This window comes from Pantoea sp. GCM10028869 (assembly GCF_042666835.1).
GTDB lineage: Bacteria > Pseudomonadota > Gammaproteobacteria > Enterobacterales > Enterobacteriaceae > Pantoea > Pantoea leporis.
Window position 1 is genome coordinate 163,683 of record NZ_JBHTGO010000001.1, and the last position, 20,887, is coordinate 184,569.

A 20,887-nucleotide genomic window follows, 5' to 3' on the forward strand; every position below is an offset into this window, starting at 1 on the left:
GGCGTCATTAAGGACACTTAAGCAAATGCCATTTCTATGGAGAAATAATGGATCGTCTTATTGTTTATCCGGGCGCTATTCCGCTCGAAACTGACCTACTTAACACCAACAAATTCGCCATGACAGGGATGGCCAAACTGGCATCAGTCATTATGGGAGATAATACCTATCTTTATGGACTCGTCTGTACACCAGCTGTTGCCGAATCATTAGCAGTGAACATAGGAGAAGGGCAGATTTACAGTCTGCACAACACAGACGGTACGCCGTATTCATCGCTTGCAGCTGACACGACACACACACTGCTGAAGCAGGGACTTAATCCTGATCCAGTTACATTCCACCTGTCTGCACCAGCGACGCCCGGCTACAGCATCAACTATCTGATTCAGGTTGCCTATAACGATGTGGATGGCGTCCAAACCGTTCTACCTTATTACAATGCTGCAGATCCTGCTATGGCATTTAGCGGTCCTGATAATACCGGCAATGCTCAGAGTACGGTGCGTTCAGGTGCCTGCATTGTTCGTCTCAAAGCTGGCGTAGCTGCTGTAGCCGGCTCTCAGATTACGCCTCCTCCAGATGCAGGCTATACATCTGCTTGGGTCATCACGATTAACTATGGCGATCGCCATGTTAGTGCGGAGGATATCCGTCCCGCTGATGGCGCTCCCTTTCTACCCGTCAATGGTCTCATCGGTGCGATTCAGCAGGGCAGGCTAACTTACGGAATCGATTCGGGAACCGTAAATCACTACCAGGTCTCTTTTCAGCCAACAATTGGCCATATCAGCGACGGTATGCGATTACATTTTCGTGCGAAAAATACAAATTCGGGTCCGTCGGCACTGGCGGTAAGTCATTTTCCAGCGGCCAGTATCCTCACTGCTGAACACCAGGAATTGCCGCCTGGTCAGATTTCTCAGGGACATACTGCGGAAGTTGAATGGAATAGCGCGATCGGCGCCTGGATTCTCAGTTCACCTAAAAGCAGCTACACCAAAGATGAATCGGATCAAAAGTATTATTCCCGCGATGGAGGACATATTGGCGGCGATGTCGTTGTACAGGGCAATCTGACAATCGAAAAAAGTTTGAAGGTAGGGGAGGCCGAGCTGACTGAGGAAGGTGATGTAAGAGGTAAACTTTGGGACGGAAGTCTGGAAAAATGGCTTAAACGGCTGTTGCCTGGAACTGCAGGCGTTAAGAAAGCCTGGTACTATAAATCACCCAATATGCGACTCATTATTCAGGGTGGGAGTTTTGAACGCTCCAGCAACAGCACCAGCGTTAGCTTTCCCATCGCATTTCCATCTGGCTGCCTGAACGTTCAGTTTTCATTGAACAGAACACATAAAAAGAGTGTCGTGAACCCGTATATCAGTGTGATTGATGGCACACACTTTGAGCTGAACGCCGGGTCTGGTGAAACCGGATTCTACTGGGTTGCGTTTGGTCACTGAAAGCACGGGGTAATAGTATGAATATTGGATTCAGTGCAACAACAAAAGCCTTTTATGACCTGGATGAAAAAGCGGTATACATTCAGAATGGTTCATGGAGTGATGATGTCATAAACATATCAGAAGCGCTCTGGCTAAATTATCATGGGCAGCCTCCACAGGGAAAAATTCGTGGTGCCGATAACCATGGTATGCCATGCTGGATTGATGCTCCAGAACCTGCGGAACAGGAGCGTATAGCGGAAGCCGTCAACAAAAGAAATGCGATGTTAATGACGGCTGACACCGAAATTCGCCAGCTTAAAATTGTTGAAGAATTTCATGCATTAACGGATGAAGAAACTCAAAAACTGTTGTTATGGAAGAAGCATTTTGTTGATGTATACCGCATCGAGCCGGTTAATGTTTGTTCCATTCGCTGGCCAGACGTCCCGGCATAAAAGAAGATACCAGTCCGGTAATTCCTGCTGAAAGAGCTGATGTAATCAGCTCGATGCTTAGAGATATAAATTCGTTAAAAATGATATCCCATACTCAGTGATGCAGCATTCAGGCTGTGGTAATCCTGATTCTTTTCTGCTGGCGCCCCTTCATATCCTGCTGCAAGCGTGAGCGTATCCGTCACATTCAGGATAACACCGGCACCAAAGGCAACATTATTGAAAGAGCGGGAACCATTTCTTGCCATCTTATTCGTGACCGGGTCATGTATAAGAGGCTTATCCATTCTCAAATGATACAACCCAAAAGTGCCATAAACAGTCAAAAGATCGTTTATGCGGAAGGATGGACCGAACATGGCAGAATAATACTCCGTATCCTGTGTGGCTTTTTTATCAGTCTTGACCCTGATACGTCTGCCATTGATGTCCTTCTCATTGTGAAACTCATCCGTGTTATCCCATATATTTCTGAGAGCCGTCAAAGAGCCGACAATACCAAACACGCTCTCAGGCTCGTAAATCATCTTAAAGTTGGGTCCGTGGAGGCTGCCATAACCCTCGATTGATCCGTACTCATAACCAAATAACATCGTGGCGCGGTCTGGAATATACACTGCTTTTGCTGTCATGCAAAAAACACAGGCCAATGCGGCGATCATTTTAATCAAATTATTTTTCATTTCTGGTTCCGTAGAAATCCAACATGATATGAATGATAAACGCCCCATTACGTGTATTGAGGGGGGCGTAATGTAATCAGAAGCGATAGCCGGCACTCAGCATGACGGTATTAATGGGATGTAATTTTTCATAAAACCTGACACTGGAACCTTCATCTCCCATACTGAGATTTAGATGGTCTGTTACGTTAGCAGTCATGCCGATGCCGTAAGCGAATCTGTTACTGTTTGAGCTAGTGGAGGAAGTTTTGCCACTAATTGAGTTAGCAACTGAGGCTTTATCGACTTTACCATGCGATATACCAGTCAGTGCATAAATGCTAATGGATTTATTTAACCTAAGAGTTGGACCAAACATCGCCGAGTAATACTCAGCACTGTTGCTAGGTTTTGTTGATGATGATCCTTTATGTTTTCTAATGCCGCTAGTAATTACGTCCAGGTCTGACCGCAATACTGTCACTGAACCCATGATTCCTACTGGTAGATCGGGTTCATACTGTACCGTTAGATTTCCCCCATAGAGAGAACCGAAGTCACGAAGTTCCCCTTGTGAATAGCCCATGGAGATGGTCATTCTGTTTGCATTAACATTGTAATCAACAGGTGAAGCAATAGCTGCCCCACTTGTAATTGAGGCCAAGATTAAAAAGGCGCATATTATTTTACTGTGCATCTCAATTGCCCTGCGTTAGGTATTAGATTAAAGATGTCGCATTAATCAGTAGAGAGGTTACAGATATTTTTAGTCATAAAAATGAATTTTATGGTTTGCGAGAGTTTAAATACAACCTATATAGTAAGATGTTGTCATCAGATTAATGTATATACATGACTTAATTTCTGATTTTGTATTCGTTACTCGTGATGTCGTGTTTTTCATGGGGGGGTTCAGACATCTCTCATGTTGGTAGACACGGATTTAATGGCCCATTTCGTCGTCACAATAACGTCCATTTTATTGAGATATAATCCTGATGTTGTTCAGTCAATTGCCAAACATAATATTCTGAAATGCCACATGTAATCTAAAGCTGAGAGGATATGGAGATAAATATGAAAAGAGCTATAGCTTATCTACGTTTTTCATCTTTACAGCAGGTCCAGGGAGATTCAGTCAGAAGACAGAAGAAATTAATTGATGAATGGCTTAAACATAACGCTGACTACTACCTTGATCCGGTAACATTCGAGGACCTTGGGCTGAGCGCATACAGGGGACAGCATGCTATTTCAGGCGCATTTTCTGAATTTATGGAAGCAGTGCAACGGGAGTTAATTGAAGCGGGTAGTGTACTCCTTGTAGAAAGTCTGGATCGTCTATCAAGAGAAAAAATAGGTGATGCGTCCGACAGACTCCGTACAATCCTCAAAGCGGGGATCGATGTGGTCACACTCACTGATGGCACGCATTATACCCGCGATTCACTTGACGACCCCTATTCAATCATCAAAGCAATTCTGATAGCTCAGCGCGCTAATGAAGAAAGCGAAATCAAATCTAAACGGCAGCGAGCAGTCTGGGCCGAAAAGCGTAAACAGGCCGCTGAAAAGGGGGAAATAATGACCCGCCATTGCCCCTCCTGGTTGAAAGTAAACGCTGCTGGTAATGGTTTTGAGGTAATTGAAGACAAAGCAGACATTATCAGAACCATTTTCGAAATGAGACTCGATGGCCGCTCCTTTGAGAAAATCAGTCAGGCACTGAATGTTCAGGGTAAGAAAAATCTTCGGGGAAAAGTTTCACAATGGAATTCAGCTTCAATTGAAAGACTGGTTAAATCTAAAGCTGTGATTGGCGTTCTTTCTCCGTCATATCGCATAACAGTTCCCGATGTTGAGGACATTTCTAATTATTATCCTGCAATCATTAGTATCGAAGATTTTGAGCGGGTAAGACGTATAAGTTACGAACCTGAAAGCAGAAGGAACACCAATTTTAATCCCCATCTAATAAATATTTTTAAAGGGCTGATGCACTGTAAAGAGTGTGGGCATGCCATTATACTGACGGGGATCAACACAAAGGGGTATGGCTACTATGTTTGCTCAATGCGGCGTCAGCACAGATGTAAAACTGAAGCGGTCAGAAGAGATTTAACCGATCGCTACCTGATTACTGGAGTAATAAAAGGTGCTTCAGGTATGGACCTGCATTTATCAAGCGAAACTGCATTAACTTCAATGACAGCCAGGCAGCTGGAATTAACTGGTAAGCTTCAGAACGTGATTAAGGCCATAGAGCTTGCGCCAGATGTCAGAGAGCTGACAGTAAGAGCTGCTGAAATTTCTACTGAGATAATCAAGTTAAAGAGTGACATGGCTGAAATACAGGATGAGCGCGACATGAAGGCTGCTTCTGCATTAAATGTACTCAACGTAGCCGACCGCAAGGAATTTCAATTAATAGCTCGCAGAATAATACTGGATATCAAAATTGATGGTAAATCAAAAACCTGTGATATCTATCTGCATAACGGGATGAAAGTTCTGAATTATCCCCTCACAAAGTCTACAGGCTGGTCATCTATACTTGATGCAATGGCATATTTAGAACAGACAGAAATTATTCTCTGATAAGCCACACCATTAGAGATTTATTTAAAAAATAATATCGAGAAAATTTAAGTGTCTTAATAAAAATAAACGGCTAAATCATTCTTAATCTGTGAGTCATTAAATATGTCAAGTTTAGGTTCTAGGTTAAGTCACCATGAGAGTGGGGAAGGTTGCATAGTAACTTTTTTGGTTTCTGCAAAATGATAAGTAACGTCTTGATGTTTTAGCAAAAAAAATTCAACAAAAAGCATCCATAATTTAAGTTTTAGATGATTTATTATCCTTTAAATACAGTGAGTTATATTAATACTTAAATCCTTTAGAAGTGTGAGTAAATAAACAATTCACACAGTGGCATAGTAATCCTCCTTAGTTATCAGTGGGTGAATAAGTGAGCTGATGATAGTGGCGGAAAGGTCTGTTTTCCAGTTAAGAATGCCCGAAATGTTGGGAGGGCAGGTTATCCGTATGAGCAATGTGAACAATACCCATACAGAAAACGGTTAATTTCTTTATTTGTCTGGCTCAAAACCCCCTGTATATCGCACTCAGGTAATTTCTGAACTCCACAGGATCGTGTTCATTACGTATGCGAGCGACTGACTGTATAGCGCGCACTTTGACAATTTTTCTGTCGCTTAAGATATGTAAAATATGGGCTTTTAACTGAGAAACGATGGTGCTTCTCAGTGCGGCTTTATCGTTGAGCGATCCAACCGTCAGCTCCAACATCGGATTCAGGGGGCAGCGAATCAGCCAGCCGGCATTTTCCGGATTGATTTCCGGCAAGGCTCTGACATTCGTCGTTATTACCGGGCAGCCGCAGGCCTGCATTTCCAGAACGGAAAAGCCGTATGTCTCCTGCCATGTGGGCAGCAGCCCGACATCAGAGGTCTTAATCAACGCCAGTACCGCGTCGTTGGTCAGCGACGTATGGTGCTGGAATAGAGGGCATTCACGAAGTGTGTCCTCCACGCTTCTTCTAAATGCGTCATCATCCTGGAACGCCTGGTGAGCCACGTTATGCATTTTGCCAGGATCACCAACCAGATTTACGCGTACGTCGTTCACACTTATCAGGTTTTCCCTTAATAACTGGCTAAAGGCTAGCACAACTTCTGCCCCTCCTTTGCGATAGAACTCCTTGCCCACGAAGGTAAAATTCAGCGGACCTCTTTCAACCAGAGCATTTTTTTCCTGCAGTACCGGCTGCGGGGGATGCAGTACGTGCAGTTTGGGCCCGATGATAGCCTGCTCCCTGGGGAAATGTTCCAGCAGCCGCAGTTGGATCTGACGTGTGGCTTCTGAGATAGCGATGATACCTTTGCAGCGCGGAGAGCAGACGTACCGGAGTTCCCGCGCCAGCTCGGGGTTGGCAAATTTGGGTATTCCCTCAACGGGAAGAACACGGGGCAGTTCGGTTTCAAAGGTCGCTACCCAGTCGCCTGGCCCCGAAGAAACTTCGTTAAAAAGGTGGATAATGTCCGCATCACCTGAAGACATCAGGGGCAGTGGTCGAAAAATAAACAGTTTATTTTTATGCAATAAGCGCCGCCTTATAACGTTGATCCAGGTCCAGATATTTCTGGGACGGTAATCCAGATAGCGATTTGAAGGGTCTGTAATGATGTTTCTCTTTTCTGGGTAGCCGTTTCCACCGACGATAATCTTCATTCTTCCCCCTGCTGGCGAGTGCAAAAAATTAACAGAATTAATTTAAATGTCCTCGTTATTAAGAGGATAAAAAAGTATTTGGGTTATGTAGGCTATGGTTTTTCAGATAAGATCTGAATTCATCATGGTTATTCAGACTGTTGATACCAGAGCAAAATCTGCTTTTTGCGCCGCTTCCCAACATGTCAAATTATGCACGGCCAAACAGCAAAAATACGTGTATTTGCTGGTGTTTAATCGATTTCCAGAAAACGTCGGGAGGGAGAGTGCCAATGCTGATTAAAGTTTCAGGTTGCTAAGAAGCCTTTATTTACTTCAGGATTAATTAACAGTGGGCGAATGAGAGAGATGATGATATTGGCAGGTATACATATTTTCCATTGAAAACCTTTTAAATTCTCAATGTATCAATAACCGCGCGCAAAGCGGGTGACACATTGCGATGCGGATAATAGAGAAATGAAGCTTCCAGACGTTGGCTGTGCCGTTGCAGAACCCTGATCAGCTTTCCTTGTTCCAGATCCTCAGAAACCAGCTCTTCCGGGACATAAGCCAGCCCGAGCCCGAGAGTAGCGGCTTTCGCTTCCATATAGCTGTCAGCAAAAACCCATTGCCCTTGCGGCCTATGGGTGATTTTTTTGCCATCCTGATGAAGTTCCCAGGCATAAAGGCTGCCATCGCCTAACTGATAAGCGATGCAGGGATGAACGGCCAAATCTGCGGGGATCTGCGGAAAGCCGTAGCGACGAAAGTGTTCTGGCGTACCGACAACGGCCATCTCCATGTCGGGCGAAATGCGTACAGCGATCATGCCGCTGCCAACCTCCGGCCCCAGACGTACACCCGCATCGAATCTCTCCGCAATGATATCCACAAACCGGCTTTCGCTGATGAGCTCCAGTCTGATATCGGGATAGCGTTGTTTGAATACCGCAAGTTTTGGCAGGAGTACTTTATCTATCGCGTGCTGGCTGGCATTGATACGCACCGTACCGGATGGGGTCTGGCGATAGTGGGCCAGCTTAGCGAGCCCCATATCTAAAGCATCGAATCCTGACTCAACGGTTAGATAAAGCTGCTCACCGGCATGGGTGAGCGATAATCTGCGCGTGGTGCGAACAATGAGTTGAACGCCCAGTCTTTCTTCAAGTTCACGCACTGAACGACTGATACCTGATTGTGCCAGGCCAAGGCGTTTCGCCGCAGCGGTAAAACTCCCCTCGCGCACCACCAGCATGAACAGGTAGAGATCGTTGTAGTTTTCCCGTTTTGCCATCATCCCGCCCTTATGACTACATCGTTATTTGGAACAATTTGATATCAATCTTAGCAAAAATCCCCCTCTAATCAGAACACATGCTGCTAACTAGAATGTGCACATTGCAACAAAGCACAGCAGCGTTGTCGGTATGAAACCTGCCTCTTTGATGTTTATTCAGGAGGATTTTAATGACTGTTTTCACTAAAAAATTGACAGCAGTGTTACCTGCAATGCTGCTATGCGCATCATTAAGTGGAGTTACAACGATGAGTTATGCTGATACCAGCAATCCGAACGCGCCTATTTCGCTGGTCAAAAATTGGGATAAAACCTTTGCTGAAAGTACGAAAGTTGATCACCGTAAGGTTACCTTTCAGAACCGCTATGGGATCACTTTAGTTGGGGATCTCTATCTTCCAAAGGATCGCGGCGAGCGCAAGCTGGCAGCCATTGCCATCAGCGGGCCCTTCGGTGCAGTCAAAGAACAATCCAGCGGCCTGTACGCGCAAACGCTGGCTGAAAAGGGATTTGTCACCCTCGCGTTTGACCCTTCATATACGGGCGAAAGTGGCGGCTACCCGCGTAATGTGGCGTCTCCGGATATCAATACTGAGGATTTCAGCGCGGCAATTGATTTCTTAGGTCTGCAAAATGAGGTGGACCGCGACCATATCGGGCTACTCGGTATTTGCGGTCTGGGCGGCATGGCATTAAACGACGCTGCGATGGATACACGCGTTAAAGCAGTAGCAACCAGCGTGATGTATGACATGAGCCGCGCGATGGGCCACGGCGTAGGCGATGGCAAAGATCGTTACACCAGCGCCGATCGTCGTGCTGTGTTGCAGTATCTGAACGCGCAGCGCTGGAAGGATGCGGAAAACGGCACTTTCGCGCCCGGTGGTCACGACATTGATGTTGACGAAAAAGGCAAAGTCAGCGCTTCTGAGCGTATTCTGCCGGAAACGTTACCCGCTAATCCAAATCCAGTCTTGAAAGAATTCTTTGATTATTACCGCATGCCACGCGGTTTCCATGCGCGTTCGGTCAACTCAACCGGCGCATGGAATGCAACAATGCCACTGTCATTTATGAATATGCCGCTGCTGAGTTATGCAAATGAAATCACTATCCCTGCGCTTGTTGTGACCGGTGAAAAAGCCCATTCACGTTATTTTGCTGAAGACGCTTTTAAGGCGATCGGGAGTAACAAGAAAGAGCTGGTGATTATTCCCGGGGCAAATCATGTGGACTTATATGACAACGTGGCTGGAAAGATCCCGTTTGCTAAGTTTGAACAATTTTTCAAATCAAAATTAAGGTAACTTTCTGAAATAATTTGCATTTACCATGCCACCCCTACTTCACGGGTGGCATTAACTCCCCTGATGCCGTTCAGTTAAGCGCCGTATCGAATCGCCGCACCTTCCGTAGCGGCGCGATTTATCGCGCAATAAATTGCGCCGCTACAATGCGTGCTCTCGGTAATTACGGGTTTTCATGTCTTAACTGACGAGCATTAGGCATTAACTCGCCTAATGTAACGCAGTGAAATGATGATGTTATTCCCTGAAAAGCGCATCTCCCACTTTCGCCTGAATCAGGTCGGATCGATTTGAAGAGTAGTTGATAATGTCCACAGTAAATATTAAATCCTCTCACCATAAAACTCAGTCGTATTGGGGGGGCGTTTTTGCCATGACGCTCTGCGTTTTTGTATTGATCGCTTCTGAATTTATGCCGGTCAGTCTGCTAACACCTATTGCCCGCGACTTGCATGTCACGGAAGGACTGGCAGGACAGGGAATTGCCATCTCTGGCGCGCTGGCGGTGATTACCAGCCTGGCTATCTCCCGCATTGCCGGGGACCTGAATCGGAAATATCTTCTGCTGGGACTAACGATTTTGATGACGGTATCGGCAATCATTGTCGCGCTGGCGGCCAGTTATTCGGTTTATATGCTCGGGAGAGCGTTGATTGGAATCGTCATCGGTGGATTCTGGTCAATGTCGGCCGCAACAGCCATTCGGCTGGTACCGCAGCACAAGGTTACCCGCGCGCTGGCGACTTTTAACGGCGGGAACGCGCTGGCCACCGTTGTGGCGGCACCGCTGGGTAGCTACCTGGGGGCGACTGTCGGATGGCGGGGTGCCTTTTTATGTCTGGTACCGCTTGCGATAGTTGCGTTCATCTGGCAATGCCTCAGCCTGCCTTCGATGGAAAGCGATAATGCGCGCAAGCCACAGGGATCGGTGCTTGGTCTTTTCAGAGCCTCTATCGTATCAATGGGGCTGTTGGCTTGCGGACTCTTCTTTATGGGGCAGTTTTCCTTATTTACTTACGTGCGACCGTTTCTGGAGAACGTGACCGGAGTGAGCGCGCTTGGCCTGTCCTGGATTTTACTTGCTATAGGCGCAGCAGGTTTTATCGGCACAACGTTTGTTTCGACCTTCCTGAACTCAAGGTTTTATCCGACATTAATCTTGATACCACTGCTTATGTCAGCGATTGCCGGTACGTTACTTTTGTTTGGCCACAGCATGTGGATTGTTGCCGTTTTGCTGAGCCTGTGGGGAATGCTTGCGACAGCCGCGCCAACCGGATGGTGGACATGGCTCGCGCGGACGCTACCCGAAGATGCAGAGGCAGGTGGTGGTCTGATGGTTGCTGTCATCCAACTCTCCATTGCGCTGGGATCAACCGTTGGGGGTTTGATTTTCGACAGTCTGGGTTGGCAAAGTGCTTTCGGCTTGAGTGGTTTATTACTTCTTGGTGCGGTAGTCATGACTTTTCACACATCACGTCTAACATGAATCGCAGGCGCTTTAATCATAGAATAAGGCGCAGAGGCCGCTGATTAAAGCACCGTCTTTAATGCCGAACTGATTCTGCTCTGAGGATTGATACATGACCACCTTTCATCAACTTAATGCCATCAGCTTGCGAGGCCAGCCCATCTCTATGGCCGATTACGCCGGGAAGCTGGTTCTGGTGGTGAATACCGCCAGCCATTGTGGATTTACTCCTCAATATGCAGGCCTTGAAGCGCTCTACAAGAAGTACGCGGACAATGGGCTGATGATATTGGGTTTCCCCTGCAATCAGTTTGGCAAGCAGGAACCTGGCGGAGCCGATGATATCGCGCAGACCTGCCTCATCAACTACGGTGTGAGCTTCCCGATGTTCGAGAAAGTCGAAGTTAACGGCGCCGCAACGCACCCCGTATTTCGCTACCTGAAAGCCGAATTACCCGGTGTGTTGGGCGGGCGGATCAAATGGAACTTCACAAAGTTTCTGATCGGACGCGACGGCAAACCGATCAAGCGATTTGCACCGATCACCAAACCAGAAAAAATGGAAGCGACGATCCTTACTGCGCTGGAAAACTAATATGCATTCCGCCATGCTTGATCCAAATTGTGCGAGCTATCACAATTAATACAATTTCTTTTGGTTTGCCGCGCGGGTTTACTCGTTAAACATCCCTCAGATGTCACGGTTTGTGACATGATAAGCGTCATAATTGAATCGTCAGGATGTTTGAATAGATGTTTAACGCCAGAAAACTATCAACCTTAAATGCCCTCGAAAGCAGCGTGCATAATTACATTATTAAAAACATCAATGCCGTTATTTATATGACGATAAGAGAGCTAGCTGATAATTCTGGCGTATCTACCGCGACTGTTCTGAGATTCTGTAAAAAAATGGATTTCAAAGGTTACTCAGAACTCAAAGCCAGTATGAAGTTGCACCTGAACAAAAATAACACATTACTGATTCCTCATGGAGCTGAGGAAATATTGACCTTTTTTAAAAGCATCAGAAACGATGAATTTGATGAGATGATCAATCAGGCGGCTCAATACATTCGTGATGCCGAACGGGTGTTCTTTGCTGGCGCAGGCAGCTCTGGCACTCTTGGCAGGTATGGTGCGCGTTTCTTCTCTAATGTAGGCAAGTTCAGTAATCACATTGATGATCCCTATTATCCGGTGAGTACCGATATGGTGCAGAGTTCAGTGGCTATCGTGCTTTCTGTCTCTGGCGAAACTCCCGAAATATTGAAGCTTGCCAGGCAGTTTGTTATTCACAAGTGCAAAGTGATTTCTATTACCTGTAACCCGGATTCAACACTGGCAAAACTTTCTGACTTTATTGTTCCTTACCATGTTTCTCGCATTTTGATAGAAAGCGAATACGATATTACCACTCAGGTTCCGGTCATTTTTATTCTTGAATCGATAGGCAGAAAGCTGGTGGTGAATAATGTCAGCGATATGTCACGCGGTGTGACATTTTTGTAATTAGCGACCCGTTATAACATATTGTGACCTCGTGACATTGCCGGGATGATTTTCTAACATTGCCGGAATTAGTCCGCTCCTGACGGGCTGAATTCCCTCTGGCAATGGAAGAAAACCATGGCAATAGATTATGCGGATTCTGCGAAAGAGATCGTTAGACTGATAGGTAGCGATAATAATGTGATAAGTGTGACACATTGCGCTACACGTCTGAGGTTTGTGCTGAAAGATTATTCTCTGGTCGAGGTTGAATCACTAAAGCGGGTAAAAGGCGTTATCACCGCGATGCAGGCCAGCGGCCAGATGCAGGTGGTGATTGGTAATCACGTTGGTGATGCTTACCGCGAAGTGCAGAATCTACTCACTTTCGACGAAAGTGCAGCGGTACCACAGCCTAATATCGGTATCGTTAGCCGCATTATGGATATCATCTCCAGCATATTTGCGCCTTTTCTCTATCCACTGGCAGCCTGCGGTGTGCTGCAGGGCATCATTTCGCTGCTGACCGCCATCGACCTAATGGATCCGGCAAGCGGCACTTATCGCATCCTTAACTTCGTTTCGTGGACCGGCTTTACCTTCCTGCCCGTGATGGTTGCGTTTACCGCCGCCAAAAAATTCAACGTCAATCCGTTCACAGCGGTTATCTCCGCCTGCGCGCTGGTGTCGCCGGATTACCTGAATATGTTGACGGCCAACAAAATCCTCACCGCCAACTCAGCCGATCCCGCAGTGCAGGCTTTGATGAAGGGCGCGGTTGAAAATCCCGAGATTTCAAAGGTAATGGTGCAGATCGCTGGCATTCCGCTTGATGCCGCGCCGCTGACCTTTATGGGGCTGCCGGTAGAGTATTTGAGTTACACCTCGTCGGTAATCCCCATTATTTTGATGGTGTGGGGCATGTCGTATGTACAGCGTTTCTTCGAGCGCCTGCTTCCGATGGTGATACGCAACCTGTTCACGCCCATGTTCTGCCTCGCCATCATGGTTCCGTTCACGCTTCTGGCATTTGGCCCGATCGGCAATATGATCGGCGGCGCCATCGGTGGCGTCTACAACACCCTTTATCATCTCAGCCCTGCCATTGCCGGATTTGTGGTTGGTGCCTTGTGGATGCCACTGGTTACCTTGGGCGTGCATTGGGGCATCACGCCAGTGACCGTCGGTAACTATGCCACCCTGGGCTACGACACCTTTACCGGTCTGCAAGCCTCCGCGGTATTCGGTATGGCGGGCGCGGTGCTGGGCGTATACCTGAAGGCGAAAGACGCTGAGCTTAAGCGCATGGCGCTTTCTGCGGGTGTAACGGCGCTGTTCGGCATCACTGAACCCGCCATTTACGGTGTGGCTCTGCGTCTTAAACGACCGATGATTTGTGGCTGCCTGGCGGGCGCTGCCGGCGGCATGATCGCCGGGGCTTTCAACGCGGTTTCATGGAGTTACTGCATTCCCGGCATTGCCGTCCTGCCGGTGTTCTTTAAAGAGGGGCACATGACGCAGTTCCTCGGCTTCCTGGTATCCATATTCGTCGCCTTCATATTGGGCATGGTTTTCTCCTGGGTCGCGGGATTCAAAGAAAACAGCCAACCTGACGTTCGCTCTGTGCCGCAGCCTGGCACCCTCTGATAAATAGAGATACAGATTATGAATAAGCAATTTCCAGAAAATTTCATGTGGGGCGGTGCTGTTGCCGCTCATCAGGTCGAGGGAGCCTGGGATAAAGGCGGTAAAGGCCCGAGCATAGTCGATGTCCTGACCAGCGGGGCGCACGGTGTTGATCGCGTCATCACCGCCGACATTCAGGATGACTGCTTTTATGCCAATCACGAGGCATCAGACTTTTACCATCGCTATCCTGAGGATATCGCGCTGTTGGCAGAAATGGGCTTTCGCTGCTTCCGCACCTCAATTGCCTGGTCGCGTATTTTTCCACGCGGCGATGAAGCCGAGCCGAACGAAGAGGGGTTGCATTTTTACGATGCGCTATTCGATGAGCTGCTGAAATGCGGGATTGAACCGGTAATTACGCTGTCCCATTTTGAGATGCCAAACTTCCTGGTAACCGAATATGGCGGCTGGAAAAATAGAAAAGTTTTGGACTTCTTTGTCCACTTCAGCGCGGTGGTCATTAATCGTTTCCAGCACAAAGTAAAATACTGGATGACCTTCAACGAAATTAATAATCAGCGCAACTGGAAAACCCCGCTGTTTGGTTATTGCTGCTCGGGCGTTATTTTCACCCACGAGCCTAATCCTGAAGAGTGCATGTATCAGGTTCTGCACCATCAATTTGTGGCGAGTGCTCAAGTTGTGAAGTTGGGACATGAAATTAATCCTGCACTACAAATTGGCTGCATGATCGCCATGGTGCCGCTCTATCCGTTTTCCTGTCATCCGGATGACGTGATGTATGCTCAGGAAGCGATGCGGGAGCGATTCCTGTTCAGTGATGTGCATATGCGCGGTCATTATCCGGCTTATATTCTCAACGAATGGCAACGCAAGGGATACCATATTGCAATGGAAGCCGATGATGCGCAGATCCTGCGGGAAGGCTGTGCCGATTATATCGGGCTGAGTTATTACATGAGTAATGCGATCAGTAAAGAAAATGCCGGCAGCGGGACGGCGCTTTCTGGCTTTGAGGGCAGCGTACCGAACCCGCACGTTAAAGCCTCAGATTGGGGCTGGCAGATCGATCCGGTTGGGCTGCGTTATGTACTTAATATTTTGTACGAGCGTTACGAAAAGCCGCTGTTCGTGGTGGAAAACGGTTTTGGTGCCATAGACAAAATGGATGAAAAGGGCGAGATCAATGATGACTACCGCATCGATTATCTGCGGGAGCATATTGAACAGATGAAGAAAGCCGTGACCGAAGATGGCGTCGATCTTATGGGATATACCCCTTGGGGATGTATTGACTGCGTATCTTTCACGACCGGCCAATACAGCAAGCGCTATGGCTTTATTTACGTAAATAAAAACGATGATGGTAGCGGAGATTTTTCCCGCTCGAAGAAGAAGAGTTTTGACTGGTATCGCCGGGTTATCGCCAGCAACGGCGAAGAACTCTAGCGAAATATGTGCGACAGGGATGTCGCACATTGAGATCCTTATGGCTTCTCTTTTTCGTCTTCAACTGGAATCAGCGGTTCATCAATAGCGATGGATGAATTAGATTTCAGCAGCTGAATATCCAGAATCACGTAGGTCATGGTGGTGATGAACAGTGAAATCACGCTGCCAATCACGCCGCTGGTGGTGAAAGTGAAATAGTTATACATCACCACCCAGGTCACACAAATAAACAGCGCTAGCGCAACGTTAATTGCCGATTGCGAATAATTCGTGGTGCGTGATCCCATTTCATTAATTTGCCGACTGAAATTCGCGCCGCTGTATTTCTCCAGCACAAATATTCCCTGTTCCCAGTTACGCAAGCGTCGAGCGCCGCTGCGAGTCAGAAATACGTACAGCAGCGAGACGAATAAACCAGAAAAAGCAATCAGTACCGGCACCGCTTCCAGCGCATAAGCGAGGCTTTTATGGCTCGATGCCTGCGGCGTGAGATCCAGCGTTAACGACGCGCCGAGTGCGGCATATAAAAATACAAACAGCAGCAGAAACAGCGCGTTGCGGCGCCAGTCGAGGTCGGCTTCGTGATTCTTCTGCTGTCGTGCGCTGTGCAGCGCCTGCTGTAATAGCGTGGCATCGGTGGATGCGGTGTCAATACTCTCAATCTCTTCACCCAACAAACGGTGAATAAACGGCTGATCGGCCGGTTCAATGGTGATGCGCATAGATTTCTCGGTGACGTAACGATCAAAGGCGTCAGTGTAACGTAAATCGTCTGGCGCGCGCAGAATCTGCGAGTAAGCGCGCAAATTTTCATCTCTGTTTCGGCTCTTGTTGCGCGTTATTCATACAATGAATGGGCGGTTATTACTGACCGCGCGAATGACGACGGAGTAACGAGCTATGTCGTATGTTGATGGTTTTGTCGTAGCGGTGCCGGAAGCTAATAAGGAGGATTAACGTGCCATGGCGGCTAAAGCCGCACCGCTGTTTAAAGAGTTTGGCGCCACGCGTGTTGTCGAGTGCTGGGCAGACGATGTTCCCGAAGGCGCGCAGACCGATTTTTATCGCGCGGTAAAAGCCGAAGAGGGCGAAACGGTGGTGTTCAGCTGGATCGAATACCCATCGCAGGAAGTACGTGACGCCGCCAATGCCAAAATGATGTCCGATCCGCGCATGAAAGAGATGGGCGAGAATATGCCGTTCGATGGTAAGCGTATGATCTATGGTGGATTCGCGATTTTGCTGGAGGCGTAGTTGAGTATTTGCAACTGCAGTGAACCGTAGCGGCGCAATTTATTGCGCGGTAATTCGCGCCGCTACAAAATGTACGGTGATTTGATGCGGTACTTAATTGATCGGCCTTACGCGATTTATTGCGCTATTTTTTTAATCATTGTGTGTCTCTTACTTCTATTGTGTGCAATTAATTGCGCCGCTACGATAGGCGCTGGAATTATTCACCTTTCACAAGGAGTCACTATGCTGGATATCACGCACTTTCCGCTTTTCCTCGCATCCGTATTTCTGCTGTGTATTACACCGGGACCGGATTTAGCTTATGTCGTAGGACAAAGCGTAGCGAATGGACGACGTAGCGGTGTGATATCAGCGAGTGGCGTAGCGCTAGGAAGTTGCACGCATGCCATTGCCAGCGCCGTCGGTTTGACGGCGCTAATTACCGCTTCGCCACTGTTATTTACGGTGATTAAATATATCGGTGCGGCGTATTTAATTTATCTGGGCAGTAAGATGGTGTGGGGAACCTTTTTTAGCCGTGAAGAAGAGAAAACACCGCAGGCTGAAATTCCACGCTCTAATACGCGCAGCTTATTAATTCGCGGTTTTATTACATCGATTACCAATCCAAAAGTATTGCTGTTTTTCATCTCCTTCTTTCCACAATTCGTGGTAGTTGATGGCGATCATCATGCCAGCTCGTTTCTGTTGCTCGGCCTGACGTATGCGGTTGTGGGTTTAATGACTGACGTGATATTTGCTCTGGTTGCTGGCAGCGCGGCTAGCGCGGTGTCGCGCAATGTGATGTTGCAGAAATTGCTTGATCGTGTGGTGGGCATCACCTTTATCGGTTTAGGCGTACGCCTGGCGCTGACGCGTCGTTAACAAATCCATCTTAGGAACAACGGCCAGCGATTGGCGCTCGCGGATTATTCGGGTAACGTGGAATGCTTAACTTTGTTACCTACAAATAATTACCGCACGCTAAGTTGCAGGAGAGTCATTTCATGGCCGTTAATTCTAATATCGTCGGCATTGTCAGCGATGAGTTCATCAACCCCCACACCGTAAAGCTGCTTAATGAAGTCACGCGCCAGTTGAATGAGCGTGGTTTTATTACGCTGCTGCTGAATGCGAATTCCCGCGAAAGTTTTCAAAGCGCGCTGCGTAATGCGGCGCAACTTCCTGTTGGCGGCTTGGTTTTTCTGACTTCGCTGTTTAGCGATGAACTGAGTGTGGTGGCCGATATTCTGCCGCAGACGGCAACGGTTCATCTCAGCCACAGCGCCAGCGCGGATGCTAACGTTGTGATTGCGGATGGTTATGATGCAGGCGAAGAGATGGGATTGCTGCTGCTGTCGCAAGGTCATCAACGTTTCGGCTTTATGCACAGTCAGGAAAATAGCGCGCCCGCGCGCCAGATGGACGGTTTTGTCGCTAGCCTACAAGCTGAACAGAAAGAACTGAATATCGAGCTCTCTGCCAGTGGCAACGATCGCGAACTGGCTTATCAGGCAATGATGGCGTACTTGAAGAAAACGCGCGCTGCCGAGCGCATCAATGCGCTGTTTTGCGAAAGCGATGTGCTGGCGTTCGGCGCGTTACAAGCGGTGCGCGACTTCGCGCAAGGCGCACATGTTGCGGTGGTGGGTTTTGATGATGTCGATGAGGCGCGCGCGTCAACCTGGCATCTCACCAGTTGGGCGCAGCGACGGGATTTGCTGGTGGCCGAAGCGCTGAATCGTTTACTGGAAAACCGTGCCGATACCAGTAACGCCTGGCAGCAGGGCGAAATGCAGGTGCGCCATTCACATCACGGCAAACATGTGCCGGGCGAAATGTCGCAGTGCGGATGTGCGATTCGGCATTAATCGCCTTCAGCAGGAAGGAGAATCGGATGCTCTGGCTCATCGCCAAATACGCCATAACCGCTGGCATGGTGGTGCTGATATCTGAAGTGGCTAAGCGTAGCGATCGCCTTGGCGGGCTGATTGCCGCACTGCCTTTGGTGACGGTGCTGGTGCTGATCTGGATGAAGCTGGAAGGCCAAAGTCAGGCCAAAATTGCCAGTCACGCGTGGTACACCTTCTGGTATGTGGTGCCAACCTTGCCGATGTTTGTCGCCTTTCCATTTCTCTATCAACGCCTCGGATTCTGGCCGACGTTGATCGCGAGTTGCGTACTCACCATCTTGCTATTTCTACTTTGGGCCACGCTGCTCAAGCGTTTTGGTATTGAGTTGATGTAAGTTTATTAGGAGAACGCTTCACCAATACCCAATCTTGCGATGCATCCATCTGCATTTTAAGAATGCGCTAAGTCAGCAGGCTGCTCTCGGCGAAAGGCGATCCTTCCGGTCCAGTGTGGCGCGCGAAGAAAACAAGCGTGATGTGTTTACATTGAAAAAAAAAGGGCGAACGCGGATCAACCAGCATTCGCCCAACGTTTAGTGCTTGGTTCCATTACCTGAACCGTCACGATTGCGGAAAATATGCGTCACGTTATCGGTGTTTTTGATCGCTATTCCGCTCTGCTGCGGGGTTTCGATATGATTCATCACTTCCGACATCGCACGGCTCAGCGCTTGCTGGCGCGGCGGATCGCGTTCAATCGAAGCCATCACGCGCAATTTATCAAGCAGCGCGCGAGTAGAAACCGGGCCGGATTTTTTCAGCAACTGTAAAATCGCATCGCCCATGATGATGTCGGTGAGCCGTTCTTCATCACTTCTGTACATATATTCTCTCTGATTACCGCGGCAGACCTGCGGCAAATAACGAAGTGGATTCAGTCTAACCAGTAGCTGAATGAGGCGGAAACCACTTGGTTAATTCTCAGGCCAGCGGCGCCTGATTTAGGCTTCTCGTTCTACGGAAAACATCAGGCCGATTAATTGCTGATAGTGAATTTCCGCTTCAGTACCGCGTGCTTGCTCCATACGGCACAGCAGCTTGGTGCATAGTGTTTTACGGCTTAACGTCCGTCCTGAACGTAAGATTTCAACCACAATCTGCCCCAGCGTTTCCTGCTGCGAAGGCAAAGAGGCTTCTTTGAAGTAGCGTGCAATTGCTTCCGACGCTGTGGAAAAGTTACGATCCTGACGCATGGTTCCATCCTCAAGGTTGACGTATAACTTTAGCCATCAAACTTATACAAGTTTAATTAATATGTACAGGAATATGGCGAATCAGTAGCGTAGTCATTTGGCCAAAAGTGCTAATTTATTGTTAACAATCACTTAAGGAACAGGTCAGGGAGGTTGAGTGTATTTCATACAATGCTCAGTGATGAAGGCTGTTCTTGAGTATATGTATTGCACTTAGTACAATAGGTTTTCATGCCAGGACAAGGAGAGTCCTCATTAAGAACGGAGGGAACACATGGCAATTTATGTCTTAAAGCCATTCGATAGAAACACCAAAGGTGACGCTATCGATAGTGCAAAATTATGCAAAGCGGCGCTGGAAGTCATGGCAGGGATTTATGAAGCCAGTTTCGGCGGGGGAGTTTACAAGAAGCGCATTCCTTTAGTTGCTGGAAAAGTGGCGGGGCCCGGGCGGTTGTAGCCTTTAAAACTGAAAAACATCTTTTTTTCGTCAACGGCTATGCTAAATCCGCATTCAAAAGTAGTGGTCTAGAGATATCTGAATCTGATCTCGCTCTCTACAAGGAAGTGGCCAAACAACTGTTTGAAATGACATCAGAACAAGCAAAAGTAGCCATTAATACTGGCAAAATGCGTGAGGTAAAATGTGATGGTTAATCATCTGAAAGATTTACAAGAGATCGCCAAGGATTTTAATGAAATTGGCGTGCTCACCGATGAGCTAAAAGAAAAAATTGATTCTCGTGTGAGATTGCGTGAATTGCGCGCTTCGCTACCTGTCCTGCACATGATGTCGGGAGATGAAATAAATCAGTTACGTCAACGTTATAATCTGAGCCAGGCGATGCTGGCCGCCTACGTCGGCATGTCAGTGGGGACGGTAGTGAAGTGGGAACGAGAAGAGAAAAAACCTAACGGAGCAGCACTGCGATTGCTCAATCTTATCGAGCGAAAGGGGTTGGAAGTGCTGCAATGATGCCTGTCAGTTGAGGGTAAATCGGTCGCCATGAATGTCAGCGTGGCGAGATTTTATAGGGTGCGCATTCAGGTATGACCGGGCTGATGGGTTACAGATC

20 protein-coding genes and 2 pseudogenes are annotated in these 20,887 nt (G+C 47.8%); 15 read left to right on the forward strand and 7 right to left on the reverse strand.

Going from position 1 to position 20,887, the window contains the following annotated elements; genetic code table 11:
* The first annotated feature begins 47 nt into the window (after window positions 1–47).
* Together ACFQW4_RS00805 and ACFQW4_RS00810 are read left to right on the forward strand one after the other, a co-directional pair.
* The gene (locus ACFQW4_RS00805; RefSeq protein ID WP_377723188.1) at window positions 48–1,463 is read left to right on the forward strand and encodes a hypothetical protein; all 1,416 of its coding nucleotides are present in this window, start codon (window positions 48–50) and stop codon (window positions 1,461–1,463) included.
* A gap of 17 nt (window positions 1,464–1,480) precedes the next feature.
* Window positions 1,481–1,903: a tail fiber assembly protein gene (locus ACFQW4_RS00810; protein ID WP_377723190.1), complete on the forward strand. Its 423-nt coding sequence runs from the start codon at window positions 1,481–1,483 to the stop codon at window positions 1,901–1,903.
* A 74-nt stretch (window positions 1,904–1,977) separates the two neighbouring features.
* On the opposite strand, the gene ACFQW4_RS00815 is transcribed toward ACFQW4_RS00810, so the two are convergent.
* Window positions 1,978–2,586 (reverse strand): Ail/Lom family outer membrane beta-barrel protein, encoded by a 609-nt coding sequence (locus ACFQW4_RS00815; RefSeq protein WP_377723191.1) that lies wholly within the window; start codon window positions 2,584–2,586, stop codon window positions 1,978–1,980.
* 76 nt (window positions 2,587–2,662) lie between these two features.
* Entirely contained in the window at window positions 2,663–3,262 is a 600-nt protein-coding gene (locus ACFQW4_RS00820; protein ID WP_377723193.1) for an Ail/Lom family outer membrane beta-barrel protein, read from the reverse strand.
* Between the two features lie 380 nt (window positions 3,263–3,642).
* On the opposite strand from ACFQW4_RS00820, the gene ACFQW4_RS00825 reads away from it, so the two are divergent.
* On the forward strand, window positions 3,643–5,163 hold the full coding sequence (locus tag ACFQW4_RS00825; RefSeq protein ID WP_377723195.1) for a recombinase family protein: 1,521 nt from the start codon (window positions 3,643–3,645) through the stop codon (window positions 5,161–5,163).
* 507 nt (window positions 5,164–5,670) lie between these two features.
* Here ACFQW4_RS00825 and ACFQW4_RS00830 read toward each other — a convergent pair.
* Both ACFQW4_RS00830 and ACFQW4_RS00835 read right to left on the reverse strand, forming a co-directional pair.
* Window positions 5,671–6,819: a glycosyltransferase family 4 protein gene (locus ACFQW4_RS00830; RefSeq protein WP_377723197.1), complete on the reverse strand. Its 1,149-nt coding sequence runs from the start codon at window positions 6,817–6,819 to the stop codon at window positions 5,671–5,673.
* A gap of 391 nt (window positions 6,820–7,210) precedes the next feature.
* Entirely contained in the window at window positions 7,211–8,095 is an 885-nt protein-coding gene (locus tag ACFQW4_RS00835; RefSeq protein WP_110866803.1) for a LysR family transcriptional regulator, read from the reverse strand.
* A gap of 173 nt (window positions 8,096–8,268) precedes the next feature.
* Between ACFQW4_RS00835 and ACFQW4_RS00840 the strand changes: the two genes are divergently transcribed.
* From ACFQW4_RS00840 to ACFQW4_RS00865, 6 genes are all read left to right on the forward strand, one after another.
* On the forward strand, window positions 8,269–9,405 hold the full coding sequence (locus tag ACFQW4_RS00840) for an alpha/beta hydrolase (protein ID WP_377723198.1): 1,137 nt from the start codon (window positions 8,269–8,271) through the stop codon (window positions 9,403–9,405).
* Between the two features lie 307 nt (window positions 9,406–9,712).
* Entirely contained in the window at window positions 9,713–10,894 is a 1,182-nt protein-coding gene (locus tag ACFQW4_RS00845) for an MFS transporter (RefSeq protein WP_377723200.1), read from the forward strand.
* A gap of 94 nt (window positions 10,895–10,988) precedes the next feature.
* On the forward strand, window positions 10,989–11,471 hold the full coding sequence (locus ACFQW4_RS00850; RefSeq protein ID WP_101761592.1) for a glutathione peroxidase: 483 nt from the start codon (window positions 10,989–10,991) through the stop codon (window positions 11,469–11,471).
* Window positions 11,472–11,629: 158 nt separating this feature from the next.
* The gene (locus ACFQW4_RS00855) at window positions 11,630–12,388 is read left to right on the forward strand and encodes a MurR/RpiR family transcriptional regulator (protein WP_210080406.1); all 759 of its coding nucleotides are present in this window, start codon (window positions 11,630–11,632) and stop codon (window positions 12,386–12,388) included.
* A 117-nt stretch (window positions 12,389–12,505) separates the two neighbouring features.
* Complete coding sequence (locus ACFQW4_RS00860; protein ID WP_222233879.1) at window positions 12,506–14,014, forward strand: PTS transporter subunit EIIC; 1,509 nt, start codon at window positions 12,506–12,508, stop codon at window positions 14,012–14,014.
* A 15-nt stretch (window positions 14,015–14,029) separates the two neighbouring features.
* Window positions 14,030–15,466: a 6-phospho-beta-glucosidase gene (locus ACFQW4_RS00865; RefSeq protein ID WP_377723976.1), complete on the forward strand. Its 1,437-nt coding sequence runs from the start codon at window positions 14,030–14,032 to the stop codon at window positions 15,464–15,466.
* A gap of 38 nt (window positions 15,467–15,504) precedes the next feature.
* On the opposite strand, the gene ACFQW4_RS00870 is transcribed toward ACFQW4_RS00865, so the two are convergent.
* Window positions 15,505–16,191 (reverse strand): hypothetical protein, encoded by a 687-nt coding sequence (locus tag ACFQW4_RS00870; RefSeq protein ID WP_192235577.1) that lies wholly within the window; start codon window positions 16,189–16,191, stop codon window positions 15,505–15,507.
* Between the two features lie 178 nt (window positions 16,192–16,369).
* Between ACFQW4_RS00870 and ACFQW4_RS00875 the strand changes: the two are divergent.
* The 4 genes and pseudogenes from ACFQW4_RS00875 (at window position 16,370) to ACFQW4_RS00890 (ending at window position 18,953) form a co-directional block, all read left to right on the forward strand.
* A pseudogene (locus ACFQW4_RS00875) lies at window positions 16,370–16,723 on the forward strand (DUF1428 domain-containing protein).
* Window positions 16,724–16,948: 225 nt separating this feature from the next.
* Entirely contained in the window at window positions 16,949–17,590 is a 642-nt protein-coding gene (locus ACFQW4_RS00880; RefSeq protein ID WP_101761587.1) for a LysE family translocator, read from the forward strand.
* Between the two features lie 122 nt (window positions 17,591–17,712).
* Complete coding sequence (locus ACFQW4_RS00885) at window positions 17,713–18,576, forward strand: substrate-binding domain-containing protein (protein WP_377723204.1); 864 nt, start codon at window positions 17,713–17,715, stop codon at window positions 18,574–18,576.
* Between the two features lie 26 nt (window positions 18,577–18,602).
* Entirely contained in the window at window positions 18,603–18,953 is a 351-nt protein-coding gene (locus ACFQW4_RS00890; protein ID WP_008102074.1) for a DUF3147 family protein, read from the forward strand.
* A 198-nt stretch (window positions 18,954–19,151) separates the two neighbouring features.
* On the opposite strand, the gene ACFQW4_RS00895 is transcribed toward ACFQW4_RS00890, so the two are convergent.
* Both ACFQW4_RS00895 and ycgZ read right to left on the reverse strand, forming a co-directional pair.
* Window positions 19,152–19,442, reverse strand: coding sequence for a hypothetical protein (locus ACFQW4_RS00895; protein ID WP_101761585.1), 291 nt, complete (start codon window positions 19,440–19,442; stop codon window positions 19,152–19,154).
* A 117-nt stretch (window positions 19,443–19,559) separates the two neighbouring features.
* A complete protein-coding gene (ycgZ, locus tag ACFQW4_RS00900) occupies window positions 19,560–19,811 on the reverse strand; it encodes a regulatory protein YcgZ (RefSeq protein ID WP_110866812.1) in 252 nt (83 codons plus the stop codon).
* Between the two features lie 274 nt (window positions 19,812–20,085).
* Here ycgZ and ACFQW4_RS00905 point away from each other — a divergent pair.
* Together ACFQW4_RS00905 and ACFQW4_RS00910 are read left to right on the forward strand one after the other, a co-directional pair.
* Window positions 20,086–20,468 (forward strand): annotated as a pseudogene (locus tag ACFQW4_RS00905) (type II toxin-antitoxin system RelE/ParE family toxin).
* A complete protein-coding gene (locus ACFQW4_RS00910; protein WP_217548358.1) occupies window positions 20,461–20,787 on the forward strand; it encodes a DNA-binding transcriptional regulator in 327 nt (108 codons plus the stop codon). Before ACFQW4_RS00905 ends, ACFQW4_RS00910 begins: the two are co-directional and overlap by 8 nt.
* Window positions 20,788–20,887 lie beyond the last annotated feature (100 nt).